This is a genomic window from Massilia sp. KIM (assembly GCF_002007115.1).
Taxonomy (GTDB): Bacteria; Pseudomonadota; Gammaproteobacteria; order Burkholderiales; family Burkholderiaceae_D; genus Telluria.
Map to the genome: position 1 here is coordinate 1,803,740 of NZ_MVAD01000001.1, position 19,222 is coordinate 1,822,961.

14 protein-coding genes are annotated in these 19,222 nt (G+C 69.6%); 5 read left to right on the forward strand and 9 right to left on the reverse strand.

Going from position 1 to position 19,222, the window contains the following annotated elements; genetic code table 11:
• The first annotated feature begins 71 nt into the window (after positions 1-71).
• The 5 genes from B0920_RS07750 (at position 72) to B0920_RS07770 (ending at position 8,761) form a co-directional block, all read left to right on the forward strand.
• Positions 72-803: a histidine phosphatase family protein gene (locus tag B0920_RS07750; protein WP_229455263.1), complete on the forward strand. Its 732-nt coding sequence runs from the start codon at positions 72-74 to the stop codon at positions 801-803.
• A gap of 57 nt (positions 804-860) precedes the next feature.
• Positions 861-1,928: a phosphotransferase family protein gene (locus tag B0920_RS07755; protein WP_078031956.1), complete on the forward strand. Its 1,068-nt coding sequence runs from the start codon at positions 861-863 to the stop codon at positions 1,926-1,928.
• 19 nt (positions 1,929-1,947) lie between these two features.
• A complete protein-coding gene (locus B0920_RS07760) occupies positions 1,948-3,165 on the forward strand; it encodes an acyl-CoA dehydrogenase family protein (protein ID WP_078031957.1) in 1,218 nt (405 codons plus the stop codon).
• A gap of 98 nt (positions 3,166-3,263) precedes the next feature.
• Complete coding sequence (locus B0920_RS07765; protein ID WP_229455265.1) at positions 3,264-7,838, forward strand: response regulator; 4,575 nt, start codon at positions 3,264-3,266, stop codon at positions 7,836-7,838.
• On the forward strand, positions 7,835-8,761 hold the full coding sequence (locus B0920_RS07770; protein WP_078031959.1) for a diguanylate cyclase domain-containing protein: 927 nt from the start codon (positions 7,835-7,837) through the stop codon (positions 8,759-8,761). Before B0920_RS07765 ends, B0920_RS07770 begins: the two co-directional genes overlap by 4 nt.
• On the opposite strand, the gene B0920_RS07775 is transcribed toward B0920_RS07770, so the two are convergent.
• The 9 genes from B0920_RS07775 to B0920_RS07815 form a co-directional block, all read right to left on the reverse strand.
• On the reverse strand, positions 8,752-9,207 hold the full coding sequence (locus tag B0920_RS07775; protein ID WP_078031960.1) for a MaoC family dehydratase: 456 nt from the start codon (positions 9,205-9,207) through the stop codon (positions 8,752-8,754). The two genes, B0920_RS07770 and B0920_RS07775, sit on opposite strands and share 10 nt — an antisense overlap.
• A complete protein-coding gene (locus B0920_RS07780; RefSeq protein ID WP_078031961.1) occupies positions 9,204-9,668 on the reverse strand; it encodes a MaoC family dehydratase in 465 nt (154 codons plus the stop codon). The genes B0920_RS07775 and B0920_RS07780 overlap by 4 nt, the downstream gene beginning before the upstream one ends.
• Entirely contained in the window at positions 9,665-10,807 is a 1,143-nt protein-coding gene (locus tag B0920_RS07785; RefSeq protein ID WP_078031962.1) for an acyl-CoA dehydrogenase family protein, read from the reverse strand. Before B0920_RS07785 ends, B0920_RS07780 begins: the two co-directional genes overlap by 4 nt.
• A 10-nt stretch (positions 10,808-10,817) precedes the next feature.
• Positions 10,818-12,008: an acyl-CoA dehydrogenase family protein gene (locus B0920_RS07790; protein WP_078031963.1), complete on the reverse strand. Its 1,191-nt coding sequence runs from the start codon at positions 12,006-12,008 to the stop codon at positions 10,818-10,820.
• Positions 12,009-12,117: 109 nt separating this feature from the next.
• Entirely contained in the window at positions 12,118-12,744 is a 627-nt protein-coding gene (locus B0920_RS07795; RefSeq protein WP_078031964.1) for a PEP-CTERM sorting domain-containing protein, read from the reverse strand.
• Positions 12,745-13,300: 556 nt separating this feature from the next.
• Entirely contained in the window at positions 13,301-15,586 is a 2,286-nt protein-coding gene (locus B0920_RS07800; RefSeq protein ID WP_078031965.1) for a carboxy terminal-processing peptidase, read from the reverse strand.
• 171 nt (positions 15,587-15,757) lie between these two features.
• Positions 15,758-16,330, reverse strand: a complete 573-nt coding sequence (locus tag B0920_RS07805; protein ID WP_078031966.1) for a hypothetical protein — start codon at positions 16,328-16,330, stop codon at positions 15,758-15,760.
• A gap of 3 nt (positions 16,331-16,333) precedes the next feature.
• A complete protein-coding gene (locus tag B0920_RS07810; protein ID WP_078031967.1) occupies positions 16,334-16,885 on the reverse strand; it encodes a thymidine kinase in 552 nt (183 codons plus the stop codon).
• Positions 16,886-16,973: 88 nt separating this feature from the next.
• Positions 16,974-19,208 carry a penicillin acylase family protein gene (locus B0920_RS07815; protein ID WP_143745675.1) on the reverse strand — a complete coding sequence of 745 codons (2,235 nt, stop codon included), beginning with the start codon at positions 19,206-19,208 and terminating at the stop codon, positions 16,974-16,976.
• Between the last annotated feature and the right edge of the window lie 14 nt (positions 19,209-19,222).

A 19,222-nucleotide genomic window follows, 5' to 3' on the forward strand; every position in this document is an offset into this window, starting at 1 on the left:
CCTCGCGCGCCGCCCGGCTCGGTGTAAGATGACCAACATTGGGCCCGCCCAGGCCCCCTTGAGGAGAGCGAATGCAGGTTTCGACCCACGAACACACGCCTGGCGAGCGGCGCCGCATCTACCTGATGCGGCACGGCAGCGTCACCTATTTCGACGACAGCGGCAAACCCTTCCTGCCCGAGACCGTGCCCCTCAACGACGCCGGCCGGGCCCAGGCCGACAGCGCCGGCCGGGCCTTTTTCGACGCGGGTATCCATTTCGACAAGGTGATCGTCTCCGGCCTGCCGCGCACGGTGGAAACCGCGGCCCGGGTGCTGGCCGTGACCGGCCAGGACATCGCCCCCGAAACCTGGCCCGAACTGCACGAGATCCGCGGCGGCCGCCTGTCCAGCATCCCGACGGCCGAACTGCGGCGCGCCTTCACCGGGGCCTTCGAGGGCCTGGTCGAGGAAGATCAGCGCTTCCTGGGCGGCGAATCGGTGGGCGAGATGATGGACCGGGTCCATCCGGCCATCGCACGCCTGCGCGCGCAGCGCGACTGGGACACCGCCCTGCTGGTCCTGCACGGAGGCGTCAATTGCGCCATCCTGTCGCTGGCCCTGACCGGGCGCCGCCTCTTCCTCGGCGGCCTGTCGCAGGCGGCGGGCTGCATCAACGCCCTCGACGTCGGCGACGCGCCGGCCGACTGGGTGGTCCGCTTCGTCAATTACGTCCCGCCCGGGCCCTTGCAGCCGGGGGCGCGCAGCACCACGATGGAACAGTTGTTCGAGCAATACCGCAAAGGCCGCCAAGACTTGGCCTAAAAATAGTACGCCCGTGCCATTTACGGCGTCTTGTCCACATAACGATACGGAGACACGATGTACGAAGACATGATGGGGACCAAGCCGGTCTCCAGCCGCCAGCAGTTCGACGCCGCCGCCCTGGCGGCCTGGATGCGCGAGCAGGTCGAGGGCTATGACGGCGGCCCGCTCGATGTCCAGCAGTTCAAGGGCGGGCAATCGAACCCCACCTTCCTCCTGAACACCGGCCGCGCGAAATACGTCCTGCGCACCAAGCCCGGCCCGGCGGCCAAGCTGCTGCCCTCGGCCCATGCGATCGACCGCGAGCACCGCGTGATGACGGCCCTGCACGGGGCAGGCTTTCCCGTGCCGCGCCAACTGGCGCTGTGCATGGACGAGGCCATCATCGGCCGCGCCTTCTACCTGATGGAGCACGTCGAGGGGCGGGTGCTATGGGACCAGTCCCTGCCCGGCATGAGCCCGGCGCAGCGGGCCGCCATCTACGACGAGCAGAACCGCGTGATCGCGCGCCTGCACAGCCTCGACTACGCCGCCATCGGCCTGGGCGACTATGGCAAGCCAGGCAACTACTTCGCGCGCCAGATCGAGCGCTGGACCAAACAGTACCAGGCTTCGGTCACCGAGCCGATCGAGGCCATGGAACGCCTGATCGAATGGCTGCCGGCCCATATCCCGCCGGGCGACGACACCGCCATCGTGCACGGTGACTACCGCCTCGACAACATGATCTTCCACCCGACCGAACCGCGCATCCTGGCGGTGCTGGACTGGGAGCTCTCGACCCTCGGCCACCCGCTGGCCGACTTCTCCTACCACTGCATGAGCTGGCACATCCCGCCCGGCCAGTTCCGCGGCATCGCCGGACTGGACCTGCCGGCGCTCGGCATCCCTTCCCTGCAGGACTACGTGGCGCGCTATTGCGAGCGCACCGGCAAGACCATCCGCGAGGAGGATTTCGATTTTTACCTGGCCTACAACATGTTCCGCCTGGCCGGCATCATGCAGGGCATCATGAAACGCTACGTGGACGGCACCGCCGCCAGCGCCGCCGCGCTGGAGAACGGCAAGGCCGCGCGCCCGATGGCAGAGATGGCCTGGCGCTTCGCCTCGCGCAGCAAGGCCTGACCCCGAACCCGGAGACCCCATGGATTTCGCCTATTCCGACCGCTGCCAGGCACTGCGCAGCCGCCTGCTCGCCTTCATGGACGAGCACATCTACCCGAACGAAGCCGCCTTCAACGAGGAGGTCGCGCGCAACGGCGCGGCCGGCAACCGCTGGCAGCCGCTGGCCCTGATCGAGCGCCTCAAGCCGCTGGCGCGCGAGGCCGGCCTGTGGAACCTGTTCCTGCCGCGCTCGACCCGCGCTCCCGAGGGACTGTCCAACCTCGACTACGCCCCGCTGTGCGAGATCATGGGCCGCGTGCCCTGGGCGCCCGAGGTGTTCAACTGTTCGGCCCCGGACACCGGCAACATGGAAACCCTGGAGCGCTACGCCAGCGAGGAACTCAAGCACGCCTGGCTCGAGCCCCTGCTGCGCGGCGAGATCCGCTCGGCCTTCGCCATGACCGAACCCGAGGTCGCCTCCTCGGACGCGACCAACATCGCCACCCGCATCGCGCGCGACGGCGACGACTACGTGATCAACGGCCGCAAGTGGTGGATCTCGGGCGCGGGCGACCCGCGCTGCCGCGTGTACATCGTGATGGGCAAGACCGATCCGGATGGCGAGCGCCACCGCCAGCAGTCGATGATCGTGGTCCCGGCCGACACGCCCGGCATCACGGTCCTGCGCCCGCTGCCGGTGTTCGGCTACGACGACGCGCCGCACGGGCATTGCGAGATCCTGTTCGAGAACGTGCGCGTCCCCGCCGCCAACCTGCTGCTGGGGGAAGGGCGCGGCTTCGAGATCGCCCAGGGCCGCCTGGGCCCGGGCCGCATCCACCACTGCATGCGCGCCATCGGCGTGGCCGAGCGCGCGCTGGAGCTGATGTGCCGCCGCCTGGACAGCCGGGTCGCCTTCGGGCGCAAGCTGTCCGAGCAAGGCGTGTGGCGCGAGCGGATCGCCGAGAGCCGCATCCGGATCGAGACCGCGCGCCTCCTGACCCTCAAGACCGCCTACATGATGGACACCGTCGGCAACAAGGTGGCCCAGTCCGAGATCGCCATGATCAAGGTGCTGGCCCCGACCGTGGCCCAGGACGTGCTGGACTGGGCGATCCAGGCCCACGGCGCGGCCGGGGTGTCGGAGGAATTCCCGTTGGCCTACCAGTGGGCGGCCAACCGCACCCTGCGCCTGGCCGACGGCCCGGACGAAGTGCACCGCAACGCCATCGCCAAGCTGGAGCTCGGCAAACTAGGCTGACCCCGGCGCCCGGCCACCCATGCTCTATGCATGAGGGCCGGGCTCGGCTACCATGGGATATCGCGGCGCCAGGCGCCGCTTTGCCCGGGGGAGTCCCCTTGCCCTTGCCACCGATCTTCTCGACGCGCCGCCGCCCAACGCTGCCGACCATCCGGTCCAAGCTCTACACCCTGGTGCTGGCCTGCGCGCTGCCGATCCTGATCGGCTACCTGGCGCTGGCGCGCGACGCCTCGGTGCGCGAGCGGCTGCACGTCTCGGAAGACGCCCACACCGTGGCCGAAGTGCTGGCGGCAGCGGTCGACCGCGACCTGGACAGCGGCGAGACGGCCGCCCGGGTGCTGGCCAACAGCGCCATGCTGGCGCGCGGCGAGCTGGAGGCTTTCCATGCGGCGGCGCGGCGCCTGCTGCGGCCCGAATTCCCGGCCCAGTCCTTTTCCCTCAGCGGCCCCGACGGCGAACTGCTGCTGCACACCCGCTATCCCTGGGGCGCGCCGCTGCCGCGCCCCGGCAACCGCGAGGGCATCCGTGCCGTGTTCGCCAGCGGCGACGCCCTCGCCTCCGGCCTGCACCGGGCCGACCCCGACCAGCCCTATGCGCTCACGGTCGATGTGCCGGTCTGGATCGAGGGCAAGGTGCGCTACGTGCTGTCGGTTCAGCTTCGACCGCGCCGCCTGGCCGAGCTGCTCGAGAACCAGCGCCTGCCGGACGGCTGGATCGCCGAGATCTACGACCGCGGCCGGCTGATGGTGTCGCGCAGCGCCGAACCCGATGCCCACCTGGGCGCGCGCATGGACCAGATGCTGGCCACCGCGCTGGCCCAGGCCGGCTCGGGCGTGGCGCGCTACGACCCGGGCGGCGACGGCGCCGGCTTCGTGGCCTATGCGCGCTCGCCCAAGCATGGCTGGGTGGTGGCGATCCGCTATCCGCCCGACGCCGCGCGCGAGCTGCTCGGGCGTTCGCTGGCCACCACCATGGTCGCCATCGCGGTCTTGCTGGCGATCAGCCTGGGGCTGGCGCGCGCCCTGGGCGGGGGGATCGCGCGCGCGGTCCAGGGACTGGCCGGGCCGGCCAAGAACCTGGGCCGGGGCGAGCCGCTGGTGCTGCCGCCGCCCGAGATCCGCGAGGTCGAGACCGTGGCGCGCAGCCTGCAGCGGGTCGACGCCGAGCTGCAGGCCTACCGCACCCGCCTGGAGAGCCTGGTGGCGGAGCGCACGGCCGAACTCGAACGCTCCAAGGCCCAGCTCGAAATCGTCTACGCCTCGGCCCCGGTCGGCCTGTGCTTCATGGACGACCAGCTGCGGGTGGTGATGATCAACGACTACCTGGCCGGCATGAACGCCCTGCCGCCCCAGGCCCACGTCGGCCATACCCTGCCCGAGCTGATGGGCGAGGTCGGCGCCGAATTCGAGCGCAACTACCGCGTCGCCCGCGACACCGGCCGCCCCCTGCTCGAGGTCGAGCACAGCGGCGAGGTGCCGGGCGCGCCGGGCGAAACCCGCCACTGGATCTCGAGCTACTACCCGGTGTGGGGGCGCGAGCGCCAGCTGATGGGGGTGAGCGCCGTGGTGCTCGACATCACCGAACGCAAGCGCGAGGAACAGCGCAACCGCGACAACGAAGAGATGTTCCGCGCCCTGTTCGAGGCCTCGGGCGACGCCCACGTGCTGCTGGCCTTCGGCGCCGGCTACGTCAGCGCCAACCACGCCGCGGCCGAGCTGTTCGGCTATCCGGACGTGGCCGCGCTGCTGGAGCAGTCCCCGATCAGCACCTCGCCGCCCTTCCAGCTCGACGGCCGTCCGAGCAACGAGGCGACCATGGATTACATGCGCCGCACCCTGGCCGAGGGCCGCTGCCAGTTCGAGTGGCTGCACCAGCGCGTCGACGGCAGCGTGTTCCACGCCGACGTGCTGCTCAACCGGGTCGACATCGGCGGGGTCGGCATGATGCAGGGGACGATCCGTGACATCAGCGAACGGGTGGCCGCCGACGCCGCCCTGCGCGCGGCCGGCGAGCGCCTGGCCCAGCGCGAGCGCTTCCTGCGCACCATCACCGACAACCTGCCGGCCCTGGTCGGCTACTGGGACGCGGACGAGCGCTGCCGCTTCGCCAACCGCGCCTACCTCGACTGGCTCGGACGCGACGAGGACACCACGCTCGGGCGCAGCGCGGCCGAGCTGCTCGACCCGCAGGACATGCGCGAAGTGCGCCCCCACCTGGACGGCGTCCTGCGCGGCGAGCCCCAGGTCTTCGAGCGCCGCCTGGCGCGGCCCGGCAAGCCGGTGATCCACGCCCTCAGCACCTACATTCCCGACGTCGACGAGGCCGGCAAGGTGCGCGGCTTCTACATGCTGCATGCCGACGTGACCGACCTGAAGCGCACCCAGTCGCAGCTCGAGGAAGCCCTGCACCAGGCCGAAGCCGGCAACCGCGCCAAGGGCGAATTCCTGGCCAACATGAGCCATGAGCTGCGCACGCCGATGAACGCCATCGTCGGCCTGGCGCGCCTGCTCGAGGAAAGCCAGCTCGGCAAGCGCGAGCGCGGCTACCTGGCGCGCATCCAGACCGCGGCGCGCTCCCTGCTCGGCATGCTGAGCGACCTGCTCAACTTCTCGCGCATCGAGGCCGGCCAGCTGGTGCTGGAGCGCACCCCCTTCACCCTCGACCGCGTGCTCGGCAACATCGCGGTGCTGACCGCCTCGAGCGCCTGGGCCAAGGGCGTGGAGCCGGTGTTCGCGGTTGCGCCCGACGTGCCGGCGGCGCTGCTGGGCGACCCGATGCGCCTCGAGCAGGTGCTGCTCAACCTGGTCGGCAACGCGGTCAAGTTCACCGAGCGCGGAGAGATCGTCCTGAGCATCCGGGTGCTGGCGCGCCGCCCCGGCGAGGTCGAACTCGGGTTCTCGGTGCGCGACACCGGCATCGGCATCCCCGAGGAGCAGCAGGCCCGCATGTTCGAGGCCTTCTCGCAGGGCGACAGCTCGACCAGCCGCAAGTACGGCGGGGCCGGCCTCGGGCTGTCGATCGCGCGCCGGCTGGTGGAACTGGCCGGCGGGCGCCTGGGCTTGAGCAGCGCGGCCGGGGCCGGGGCCGACTTCCATTTCGCGCTCGCGTTCCCGGTCGTCGAAGAGGCGCGCGCGGCGCCGCCCGCGCCCCCGGCGCTGGACGCCGCCAGGCCGGCGGCGCTGGTCGCCGACGACAACGCCAGCACCCGCGAGGCCCTCGCCGCCCTGCTCGCGGCCGGCGGCTGGGAAGTCGACGCGCTGGACTCCGGCGAGGCCGCGCTCGCGCGCCTGCGCGCCGGCCGCCGCTACGCCCTGGCCTTCCTCGACAGCGCCATGCCCGACCTCGACGGCATGGGGGTGCTGGCGCGGGCGCGCGCCGGCAGGCTGGGGCCGCTGCCCCGGGTATGCCTGCTCGCGCCCGACCCGGACGCCCCGCGCCTGGCCGAGCTGGCGCAGGAACTCCAGGTCGAGGCGGTGCTCGGCAAACCCTTCACCCAGGGGGCGCTGCACGCGGCCTGCGCCCGCCTGCTGGACGGCGCCCAGGCCGACGAAGCGGCCCCCGCCCCCGCCCTGCCGCTGGCGGCGCGCCTGCAGGGCATGCGCGTGCTGCTGGTGGAAGACAATCCGATCAACCAGGAAGTGGCCAGCTTCATCCTGAGCCATGCCGGCGCCAGCGTGGACATCGCCGCCAACGGCCGCGCGGCCCTGGCCATGCTGGCCGAGCGCGCCGCCTACGACGTGGTCCTGATGGACTTGCAGATGCCGGTCATGAACGGCTTCGAGGCGACCGCCGCGATCCGCGCCGCCGGCATCGCGGTGCCGATCGTGGCGATGACGGCCAACGCCATGCCCGAAGACCGCGAGCGCTCGCTCGCGGCCGGCATGCAGGGACACCTGGGCAAGCCGATCGACGTCGACGAGCTGGTCGAGACCCTCGCGCGCCTGGCCCGCGCCGACGGCGCGCCGACCGGCGCGGCCGCCGGTAGCTCCGGCGCGGCCGCGGCGCCGCCGGCGGCCGCGCCGGCGGCCCCGCTGCCGGTGCCGGCGCGCCTGCCCGGCATCGACCTGCAGGCCACCCTGCCGCGCTTCGGCGGCAGCTTCGAGCGCTATGCGGCGGTCTACGCGCGCTTCGCCGCCAGCCGCGAGGCCACCCTGGGCGAACTGCGCGCCCTGGCGCACGCGGGAGAGCGCGTCGGCGCGCAGCAACTGGCGCACCGCCTGCGCGGGGTGGCCGCCAACCTCGGCGCCGAGGAAGTCGCGCGCCAGGCGCTGGCGCTGGAACAGGCCCTGCGCGACGCCGACCAGCCCACCGTGGTGCTTCGCCTGGCCGAGCTGGCGGCGGCCTTCGAGCTGGCCGCGAGCGGGGCGCGCGAACTGGACGATCCCTGCCCTGGCTGCCCGCCGGCCAGCCCCGGCGCGCGACCTGCTGATGGCCACGACAGCGGCGCCGGCGCGGACGGCGCGCCGCTGCACGAGGCACTGGCGCGCCTGCTGCATTTGCTGGAGAATAACAACATGAAAGCCATCGCCGAATTCGAGGCCTTGCGCCCGGCGCTGGCGGCCAGCGCCGGCGTCGACCCCGCTGCCGCGCTGGCGGACGCCATCGGCGCGCTGCGTTTCGAGCGGGCCGCGGCGCTCGCGCGCGACCTCATGCACGGGAGGGCGGCACCATGAGCTGGACCGACATGGCCCTGAACGGGCGCATCCTGGTGGTCGACGACGCCATGGAGAACATCCAGATCCTGTACGGCGCGCTGCAGGACGAGCAGGAAGTGCTGTTCGCCCTCGATGGCCGGCGCGCCATCGAGCTGGCGCGCAGCCAGCATCCCGACCTGATCCTGCTCGACGCCGTGATGCCGGGGATGGACGGCTACGCCGTGTGCGCGGCCCTGCGCGCATCCAGCGAGACGCGCGACATCCCGGTGATGTTCGTCACCGCCCTCAAGAGTCCCGAGGACGAAACCCGCGCCCTGGAAGCCGGCGCCGCCGACTTCATCACCAAGCCGATCAACGCGGCCGTGGTGCGGGCCCGGGTGCGCACCCAGCTGACCGTCAAGCGCCAGGCCGACGCCCTGCGCGCCCTGAGCCTGACCGACCCGCTGACCGGGGTGGCCAACCGCCGCGCCTTCGACGAACGCCTGGTCACCGAATGGCGGCGCTGCGCGCGCGCCGGGCTGCCGGTGTCGCTGGTGCTGGCCGACATCGACCACTTCAAGATGTACAACGACCACTACGGCCACCCGGCCGGCGACGCCTGCCTGGTGCAGGTGGCGGCCGCGCTGCGGCGCGGCGCCGGCCGCACCCACGACCTGGTGGCGCGCTACGGCGGTGAGGAATTCGCGATCCTGCTGCCCCAGCTCGACGCCCACGGCGCCGAAGGGGTCGCGCGCCGCCTGCAGGACGAGCTGGCCCAGCTCGACCTGCCGCATGCGGCCTCGCCGACCGCGCCGCGCCTGACCATGAGCATGGGCATCGCCAGCCAGGTGCCGCGCGAAGGCCAGGCGCCGGACGCCCTGGTGGTCAGCGCCGACGCCCGCCTCTACCAGGCCAAGGACGCCGGCCGCAACTGCTACCGCGGCGAAGCGCCTCAGGGGTAGCAGCGCACCAGGAACTCGGCCGCGCACACCGGCTTGTCCGCGCCTTCGCGCTCGACCGCCACCTCCCAGGTCAGCTGCAGGCCGCCTGCCACCGGCTCCACCGCGCCCAGGGTCCAGCGTCCCCGCACCCGGCTGCCGGCCGGCAGCGGACTCGGGAAGCGCACCTTGTTCAGGCCGTAGTTCAGGCCCATGCGCATGCCCTCGATGCGCAGCGCGCTCTCGAGCATGGCCGGCAGCAGCGACAGGGTCAGGAAGCCGTGCGCCACCGTGCCGCCGAAGGGCGATTCGCGCACGCAGCGCTCGGGGTCGGTGTGGATCCACTGGCGGTCCTCGGTGGCGTCGGCGAAGGCGTCGATGCGGGTCTGGCCGACCGCGAACCAGGCCGAGAGGGCGAGCTCCTGGCCCACCAGCGCCGGCAGCGCGGCGAACTCCAGGACCCGGCTCATGGCTTGTCCCCCGGCGGACGGCGGCCGAACATGGCCATGCCGTCCACGGTGCAGACTTCCTCGCCGTGCTGGTTGGTGGCGATCCAGGTCGACCACACCACGCCGCGATCGGGCTTGGAGCTGGAGGCCTTGACCTGGCGTGTGCGGTAGCGCACCCGCAGCGTGTCGCCGGGACGCAGAGGACGCAGCCAGCGCACCCCGTCCAGGCCGGGCGAACCCATGCTGGATGCGCCGGCCATCAGGCCGTCCACCACCATGCGCATCATCATGGCGCAGGTGTGCCAGCCGCTGGCGATCACGCTGCCGTAGATCGAGGCGCCGGCGGCCTCCGGGTCGACGTGGAAGGGCTGGGGATCGAAGTCGCGCGCGAAGGCGAGGATCTCTTCCTCGCTCACGATGCGTTCGCCCAGCTCGATCTCCTGGCCCGGAAAGAAGTCCTCGAAATAGCGCTCCCCGCTCATGCCGCCTCCGCCCGGAACGCCGGCTGCGCCGCGAAGCGCGCCAGGTGGTGCTCGCTGTCGCCCAGGGTCAGCTCGATCATCGACAGGCGCTTGAAATAGTGCGAGGCCACCAGCTCGTCGGTCACACCCATGCCGCCGTGCAGCTGGATGGCCTGCTGGCCGACGAAGCGCGCCGCCTGGCCGACTCGGTACTTGGCCGCCGAGACCGCGCTGCGGCGCGCTTGCGCATCCCCGCTGGCCACGCGTACCGCCGCCAGCATGGCCATCGAGCGCGCCTGCTCCAGGTGGATATACATGTCCGCCATGCGGTGCTGCAGCGCCTGGAACTTGCCGATCGGCGCGCCGAACTGCTGGCGCGTCTTGAGGTAGTCCAGGGTGGCCTCGAACAGCGCCTCCATCGCCCCCAGGGCTTCGGCGCACAGCAGGGCCGCGCCGTAGTCGTGGGCGGCGTCGAGGATGGCGCCGCCCTCGCCCTCCGGGCCGATCAGGCTGGCCGCCGGCAGCCGCACGCCGTCCAGGCGCACGTCGGCCGCGCGCTGGCCGTCCAGCATCCGGTAGCCGGTGACGCTCAGGCCCGGGGTGTCGGCGGGCACCGCGAACAGGCTCACGCCCGCGGCCTCGCGCTGACCGCCGCCGCTCCTGGCCGAGACCACCAGCAGGCCGGCGGCCGCGCCATGCAGCACCACCTTCTTTTCGCCGTCCAGGAGGTAACCGTCGGCGTCGCGCCGGGCGCGGGTGGCGATGTCGAAGGGGTCGTGGCGCGACTGGCGCTCGCCCAGGGCGCAGGCCAGCTTCAGCTCCCCGGCCGCGACCTGCGCCAGCAGCGCGCCATGGCCGCCGCCCAGACGCAGGAACTCCGCGCCCAGCACGGTGGCGAAATAGGGCTCGACCACCAGGCCGCGTCCGAGCTCGCGCATCACGACGAACATGTCCTGGGCGCTGCCGCTGAAGCCGCCATGCTCCTCGGGCACGGGCAGCGCCGTCATGCCCAGTTCGGCCAGGGTGGCCCAGGCCGCGTCCGAGGTGCCGGCGGGCGAGGCGACGATGGCGCGGCGCTGCTCGGCACCGTAGTCGCGCCCTATCCAGCGCCGCAGGGCGTCGGCGAACTGCTGCTGCTCTTCCTTGAATTCGAAGTTCATCGGTCGTCCCTCACAGTCCCAGGATCATCTGGGTGATGATGTTGCGCTGGATTTCGTTCGATCCGCCGTAGATCGAGGTCTTGCGGTAGTTGAAGTAGTAAGGCGCGAGCGGCGCGGCGTCGTCGTCGCCGGCGATGCTGTGCTCACGCTCGCCCTCCAGATACGCAGGGTCGAAGGGAAAGGCCATCGGACCGGCGGCATCGAGCATCAGCTCGGTCAGGGCCTGCTGCACCTCGGTGCCCTTCACCTTCAGCACCGAGGCCTCGGGCCCGGGCGCATGATCCGGGCGGGACAGCACGCGCAGCACCGTCATCTCGAGCGCCATCAGCTCGATCTCGACCGCCGCCACACGCGCGCCGAACAGCGGATCCTCGAGCAGCGGGCGGCCGTTCCTCTGTTCGCGCATGGCCAGGCGCTTGACGAAGGCCAGCTCGCGGCGCGAGCGGCCGACCGCGGCGATGCCGGTGCGTTCGTGGCCGAGCAGGTACTTGGCATAGGTCCAGCCCTTGTTCTCCTGGCCGACCAGGTTGGCCACCGGCACGCGCACGTTGTCGAAGAAGACCTCGTTCACTTCGTGGTCCTCGTCCAGCATGATGATCGGGCGCACCGTGACGCCCGGCGCATGCATGTCGATCAGGAGGAAGGAGATGCCCTCCTGCTTGCGCACGCCCGGATCGGTGCGCACCAGGCAGAAGATCATGTCGGCATGCTGGGCCAGGGTGGTCCAGGTCTTCTGGCCGTTGACCACGTAGTGCTCGCCCTCGCGCACGGCGGTGGTCTTGAGGGAGGCCAGGTCGGAGCCGGCGCCCGGCTCGGAATAGCCCTGGCACCACCAGTCCTCGCAGGACAGGATGCGCGGCAGGTAGTACTCCTTCTGGGCCTGGGAGCCGAAGGCCATGATGACCGGGGCCACCATGTTGACGCCGAAGGGCATGATGGGCGGCGCGCCCGCCAGCGCGCACTCTTCCTCGAACAGATGGCGCTGCACCGGCGTCCAGCCGGGGCCGCCGTATTCGACCGGCCAGGCCGGCGCCACCCAGCCTTTGGCCGCGAGGATCTTGTGCCAGCGAACGTAGTCGTCCTTACTCAGGCGCAGGTGCTTGCGCACCTTGTCTTGCAGATCGGGGGGAAGATGGGAATCGAGGAAGGCGCGGACCTGGTCGCGAAAGGCCAGGTCCTCGTCCGAGTAGTGCAGGTCCATGTCGTCTCCTTGTTATCGTCGCCTGGAAAAGCACGATCGTTCACAAGGATTGTACATGACAAACCGGCCACCATGGAGGTGGCCGGCGCTGGGCTTTCGGGCCCGGGAATTACTGCTTGCGGCGGCGGCTCAGGCCACCGGCGCCCAATAGGCCGGCCAGCAGCAGGGCCACCGAGGACGGCTCCGGCACGGCGGCCGGATCGTCCTCCAGCTCGCCCGGCACTTGGACCGGCAGGCCAGGCAGGTTGCCAGCCGGCTGCTCGCCCGGGTTCACGGCGCCGTCGTCGCCGACCGGCAGGGTGACGCCACCCTGGTCGCCGCCGGGGCCGGGAGTGGCGCCGCCCGGCGTCGTGCCGCTGCCCGGGGTGGTGCCGCCGCCGGCCGGCGGCTTGCCGCCGGGTGCGCCGCCCGGCGCGCCGGGGACGCCGACAGGTGCGCCAGGTGCGCCCGGCGCGACGCCCGCGTTGCCGTCGGTGATGATCACGCCTTCCGAGGAGCCGACCACCGAGACGCCGTTGCCGAGGCGGGCCGCCAGCAGGCCGTGGCCCGAACCCAGCAGGTAGGTGCCTTCGATGCCGCGCTCGAAGAAGAGCGTGGTTTGGCCATTGGATTGGCTCAGGCTGGCGCTTGCCTTGCCATACAGAACGTCGCTCAGGCTGGCGCTGGTCCCGCCTGCGGTGTGGGAAATCCCGCCGATCAGGTTGAGGTTGCCCGAGAGGACGCCCGAGCCGAGCACGTCAGTTCCATTGCCTGTCGTCCATCCCGACAGAAAACCCGGCTGAGTCTGCGCGGTCGAAACGACCTCAGCGTGGGCAACACCTGCGCCGGCGAGCAGCGCGGCAATAACGAGGCGGCGGATTGTCATTGCGATAACTCCTTTGTTGGTAGTCAATTATTATTATTACAACGGTAGAGTTATCCTAGCATAGCTCTGAGAAAATGAATTCTTCTGCGAAATCAAATCGTGCGCACTGTTGTATTGCTGAGTTGTAGTTTGATCTGACTCAAGTTCAAATCAAGAAAGAATGATTGATCTATTCTTAGGCCGCGATTCGGCACTGCCATTCACGCAACACGCGCGGGGTGGGAGGAGATTAATTCTGGACAAACGCACAAGCCGAGAGGATTTCGACTTTCCTAGCGTATGCATGCTCGACAGTCTGTTAAGTGACGCACCTTCGGCAGCAAATGAACCTTGCGGGACTGGTAACATCTTTTGCCCAAAAAAAACGGCTGCGTTCCTGGGAACGCAGCCGTTGTCGGGCGCACTGCGGGGCTGTCGCCCCATCCGCTCAATTGCGCGGAGGCGTTGCCATATAGGGCATGGCGCGGGTCGCCAGGCGGGTGTCGGTCTTGAGCATGCCCACCTCGTCGGCCAGGATGTTGGCCGCTTCCTGGAGCAGCACGTCCTTGGCGTCCTTGGCGGCCTTCTCGGCCTCGAGCTCGGCCTGGAGATTGCGCTCGTCCGCCTGCAGGCCATCGTCCTGGCGCGGTGCGCCGCGCAGAGCCACCACCGACTTGGCCGGCTTGGTCGCATCCGGCACCTTGGCGCGCGCCTCCTTGCCGCCCGGCGCACGCGCCGGCTCGTCGGTCGGGGCGCCGGTCCCGGCGGCCAGGCGCGCTTCGCGCAGCTTGGCGCGGGCGTCCTGGGCGTCGCGTTCCTTGCGGCGCACGGTTTCGTTCAGCGAGATCGCGTTCTCCTTGCGCAGGCGCAGCACCTCGGCGATGTCTTCCTGCAGAAACTGGAAGTCCTTGTCCTTGGCGATGCGGGCCTCGTGACGCTTCTGCAGTGGAGCGATCAGCTCCTTCAGGTCGCCGGCCGGCAGGTAGGTCGCCGGCTTGATCGCCACCCAGGGCAGCGCATTGTCGTAGGACGACTCGCCGAAGTTGTCGACGTCCGACAGCACAGGCAGCTTGATGTCCGGCGTCACGCCGCGCAGCTGGGTGGTGCCGCCATTGATGCGGAAGAACTGGGCGATGGTCATCTTCAGCTCGCCGTAGCGCACCTTGTCGCTCTGCGAGAAGCGGTCGAGGTCGATCAGGGTCTGGACCGTGCCCTTGCCGAAGCTCGGCTCGCCGATCACCAGGCCGCGGCCATAATCCTGGATCGCGGCCGCGAAGATCTCGGAGGCCGAGGCCGAACCGCGGTTGATCAGGACGCCCATCGGGCCGTCCCAGGCCAGGCCGGGAACGGTGTCTGCTTCGACTTCGACGCGGCCCTCGGCGGTGCGCTGCATGACCACCGGTCCCTTGTCGATGAACAGGCCGGTCAGCTCGATCGCCTCGATCAGGGAGCCGCCGCCGTTGTTGCGCAGGTCGATCAGGACGTTGTCCACCTTGTCCTTCTTGAGCTCGCCCAGGATGCGGGCCACGTCGCGGGTGGCGCTGCGGTAATCCTTGTCGCCCTTGCGGCGCGCCTCGAAGTCGAGATAGAAGGTCGGCAGCGAGATCACGCCGATGCGGCGCTCGACGCCGTTGTCCTTGACCTTGATGATCGACTTCTTGGCGGCCTGCTCTTCCATGCTGATCTTCTTGCGCACCATGGTCACGGTCACGTGCTTGGCGTCCGGTCCGCCGTCGCCGGGGATCACGTCCAGGCGCACGGTGCTGCCCTTCTCGCCGCGCACCAGCGCCACCACGTCGTCCAGGCGCCAGCCCAACACGTCGGTGAAGGGCGCGTTGCCTTGCGCCACGCCGACGATGCGGTCGCCGACCTTGAGCTTGCCCGATTTCTCGGCCGGGCTGCCCGGCACGATCTCGCGGATGATGGTGTAGTCGTCGCGCGACTGCAGCACCGCACCGATGCCTTCCAGGGACAGGCGCATCGAGATGTCGAAATTGTCGGCCGAGCGCGGGCCCAGGTAGTTGGTGTGCGGCTCGATCGCGGTGGCGTACGCGTTCATGAACATCTGGAACACGTCTTCGTTGTTCAGCTTCTTGATGCGGGTGACGTAGTTGTCGTAGCGCTTCTCCAGCGTTTCGCGGATCGCCTTGTCTTCCTTGCCGGCCAGCTTCAGGCGCAGCCAGTCGTTCTTGACGCGCTTGCGCCACAGGTCGCGGATCTCGTCCTCGGACTTGGCCCAGGGCGCCTTCTCGCGGTCCAGTTGCAGGGTTTCGTCGCTGCTGAAATCGAACTTGGTCTTGAGCAAGTCCTTGGCGTAGGCCATGCGCTCGGCAAAGCGCTGCTGGTACACGTTGTAGATCGCGAACGGCACCGTCAGGTTCTCGCTGTTGATCGCGTCGTCCATCTTGGTGCGCATGGGCGCGAACTGGTCGATGTCCGCTTGCACGAAGTACAACTTCTCGCTGTCCAGGGCCTCGAAGTAGTTATCGAAGATCTTGACCGACATCGTATCGTCCAGGGGCACCGCCTTGTAGTGGTAGCGCGCCAGCACCCGCGAAGCCCACAGCGCGGCCTGGGTCTGGGCGGCGATCGGTTTCATCTGGGAGCCGGCTGCGGCGGCGCTGGGGGCGGCGGTGGCGAGTGCGGCGGGCGCGGCGGCCTTTTCGGGCTGGGCCGTCACCACATGAGCGGACATCGCGAAAGCCATGGCGGCGATGAACACATGCTTCTTCATTCTTCGTTTCTCCGAAGGGATACTGTTGCAGGCGCCGGGCGCCAGGTGTGGCAAGGCCGGCGCAGGCCGGTCCCACCACGCTTTCGGCCCATTCTACAGGAAGGTGCAGGCAAGCAGAGCGGCTTTGTGCGCCGGGAAAGCTCCAGCTTAAGGCTGGCATAAGCCAAGTATTCAGGCTTTGACAACAGCAAGCAGGCGCTCGTGGTAAAAATAGAAAGCGAGCACCAGCACCAGCAGTGGCGCATAGGGCCAGGAGCGCGCCGCCAGGCGCCAGTCGACCGGGGATGGCCAGAACGACAGGAATTGCGGCGCGAGGAAGAACATCAGGGCCAGGTCGAGGGGCTCGAACACCCAGCCGCCGCGGGTGCGCCACCAGGCCACCGCGAAGGGGACGCACAGCACCAGCAGGGGCGCGAGGGCGGCCGGCGCCGCGTTGTACCAGCGCAGGTTGGCGAAGGTCACCGAACCGAGCTCCCAGTTGTGGCCCTTGCCCGGTTTCGCGATCCGGCGCGGGATCACGCTCATGCCCACCGGTTCGGCATTGGTCAGCAGCCCGACCGAGAAATGGGCCAGCTCGTGGCACAAGGTGCCAGCGGCGGTGAACAGGAAGAAGAAGGGATGGGCGCCGGAACCGATCCAGAGCAGGAAGGCGAGCGCCGCCGAGGGCAGCAGGTAGAGCAGCAGGTCGCCCTGGGCGCAGGCCGCCGCGGGCAGCCAGGCGGCGCACGCGAACGGCGCGCTCACCGCTCAGCTCGCGTAGAAGCAGCGGCCGCAGGCCTGGCGGTAGCTCTCGTTGCCGCCGATGCTGACCTGCTCGCCTTCGCGGATGCGGCGGCCCTCGGCGTCGACGCGCACGTTCATGGTCGCCTTCTTGCCGCAGGTGCAGATGTTCTTGATTTCCTCGATGTCGTCGGCCAGGGCCAGCAGGTAGGCCGAGCCGGGGAAGGGATCGCCGCGGAAATCGCTGCGCAGGCCGTAGCAGATCACAGGCACGCCACGCACCTGGGCTAGCTGGTGCAGCTGCTGGACCTGGGCGGTGCTGAGGAACTGGGCTTCGTCGACCAGCACGCAGGCCACGCGCGGCGCGCTGTCGAGGAAATTGGTGTTGGCGTCGTAGACGTCGACTTCGCGCTGGGGCCCCAGGCGCGACGTGATCAGGCCGACGCCGTAGCGGTCGTCGATGGCGGCGGTGTAGAGCTTGACCTGCTGGCCCTGCTCTTCATAGTTGTGCGCCACTTGCAGCAGCGCCGTCGATTTGCCGGCGTTCATCGCCGAATACCTGAAATAGAGTTTTGCCACAGCCCTGCCCTACGACCCGAAGGAAACAAAGATTCGATTATAGCAACCGGGGGCGCCCGGCCGCCAGCGCGGCCGGGCGCTTTTCACCTCACAGCCCGGGGTGGTAGCGGCGCTCCAGCTGCTTCTCGATGTCTTCCTTGTAGAACAGGACATCCTTGAACTCGCCGCGGCTGTACATCGCGGCCTGGTCGGCAAAATGGGGCGAGCGCGGGTCGCCGCTCTGGCCGCCGGCCAGGATGCTCTTGGCGCGCACCCGCGGACCGAATTCCACGGCCGCCACGAAGCTGTTGCCGCGGTCGCCATAGATGCGCTTGGTCTTTTGCTTGGCCACCATGCCGAACGAGGCCAGCGAACCCCAGTTGGCCGACGCGAAGGCCACCGGGTAGCTCGGCTTGGCGTCGTCGTACTGCTGGTCGACCTCGCCGCTGATGCGCTGGAAGCGGTTGATCTCTCCCCAGGGCGTGCGCCAGGTCCCGAAGTCCCGGCCCAGCTTGTCGAGCGCGCGGCCGAAGGCGGCCAGGCGCTCTTCGGCGTTCAGCTTCTCGGTGATGAAATCGACGGCCGACGTGGCTTGGGCGCGGGCGCGCGCGCCGTGCTCGGCCACCATTTCCTGGCCCCAGTAGATGGCGAGCGAGGTCGGCACCGAATCGACCGCATAGCGCAGGTCCCAGGCGCGCAGGGCCGCGACCGGCTCGGCCAGCGCCGCCTTGCGGGCGTCGCCGGCCGGCAGCGCATCGTAATCGCGCAGCAGTTGCGGCAGCAGCGGCTCGAAGGCCGTCAGGTGGCTGTCGTAGGCGGCCGCGATCAGGCTGTCGATGGTGAAGTCCCGGGCGTCCTTGAGCACGCGCTCGGCGTGGCGTCCGCGCGCGTTCTCGGGCAGCGACCACATGTAGTCAGGATAGTCCGCGCGCCGTGGGCTGCTGGCGCCGGAACTGCTGAAGGGCCAATTGTTCGTGTTCGAGATATAGCCGCTGGCCGGATTGAACAGGGTGATGGTTTCCTTGATCTCGTGCAGACCCTTCCAGGCGGTGGCCGGGTTGCTGCCGTCGACCGGGCGGCTCCAGTCGAAGCGCGGATCGCGGCGCGGGATGAAGTTGCCGTGGAAGTAGGCGATATTGCCCTGGGCATCCGCGTACACCGTGTTGTTCGAGGAATTGGTGCGCAACTCCATCGCCTTGTAGAAGGACTGGTAGTCCCTGGCCTTGGTCCGCGTATAGGACTGGGTCAGGGCCTTGAGCGGCTCGTCCATCATCTTCACCGCCACCCACTTGCCGTCCTGCTCGCGCACCACCGGGCCGTGGTGGCTGAAGTAGGCGGTGACGGTGCGGCTGGCCATGGCGCCCGAGGGCAGCCTGTAGGGCAAGGTGATGGGCGTGGCACGCACCGGGCGCTCGCCCGCGCCGTATTTCGTGAAGAAGCTGCCGCCCCGTTCGACCACGGTTTCCAGGTATTCGTCGATGACGTCGCCACCGCCCGAGGTATGCATCCAGCCCAGCTTGTCGTTGAATCCCTGGTAGATGAAGAACTGGCCCCAGGTCACGGCGCCATAGGCGTTCAGACCCTCCTCGCTCACCATGTGCACTTCCGGCCGGAAGTAGAAGGAGGTGTGGGGGTTGATCATCAGGAGCGCATGGCCGCCCTTGGTGAGCGCCGGCGCGATGGCGAAACCGTTCGAGCCGCGCGGCTCGGGGTCGAACCCGGCCTTGGCCCCGGCGTCCAGCGCCGCGAGCTGGGGCCGCTTGCCGTAGAAGGCTTCGAGCTGCTTGAGGTCGATCGACTCGATGTCGCCGCCGATGCTGCCCTCGCTGAAGGACAGGGCCATCCAGGGTTCGAAACGGGTGATCAGCCTGGGCTTGACCTCGGGATGGGTATACAGATACCAGTTCAGGCCGTCGGCGAAGCTGTTCATCAGCTTCTTCAGCCAGGCCGGGCTGGCGGCGTACTTCGCCTTCAGGGCTTCGGGCTGGATATAAAGCTTCATGCGCAGATCGCGCCAGATTTCCTTTTCGCCCTCGACCTCGGCCAGGCGGCCCATGGCGTTGATGTAATTGAGTTCGACCCGGTTGAAATCGTCCTCGGCCTGGGCGTAGATCATGCCGAACACGGCGTCGGCGTCGGTCTTGCCGAACACGTGGGGGATGCCCCACTTGTCGCGCAAGATGGTGACCTGGCGCGCCGCCTTCTTCCAGCGCGCCACCTCGGCGCCGCTCGCGGCGGGGCGGACCGCAGGCTCGCGCGGCGGGGTCTCGGCCTGGGCCGGTAGTCCGGCGCCAAGGAAGGCGCAGCCGAGCACGGCGGGCGCGAGGAAGCGGGGTCTGAGCATGCGGGGGTCTCCTG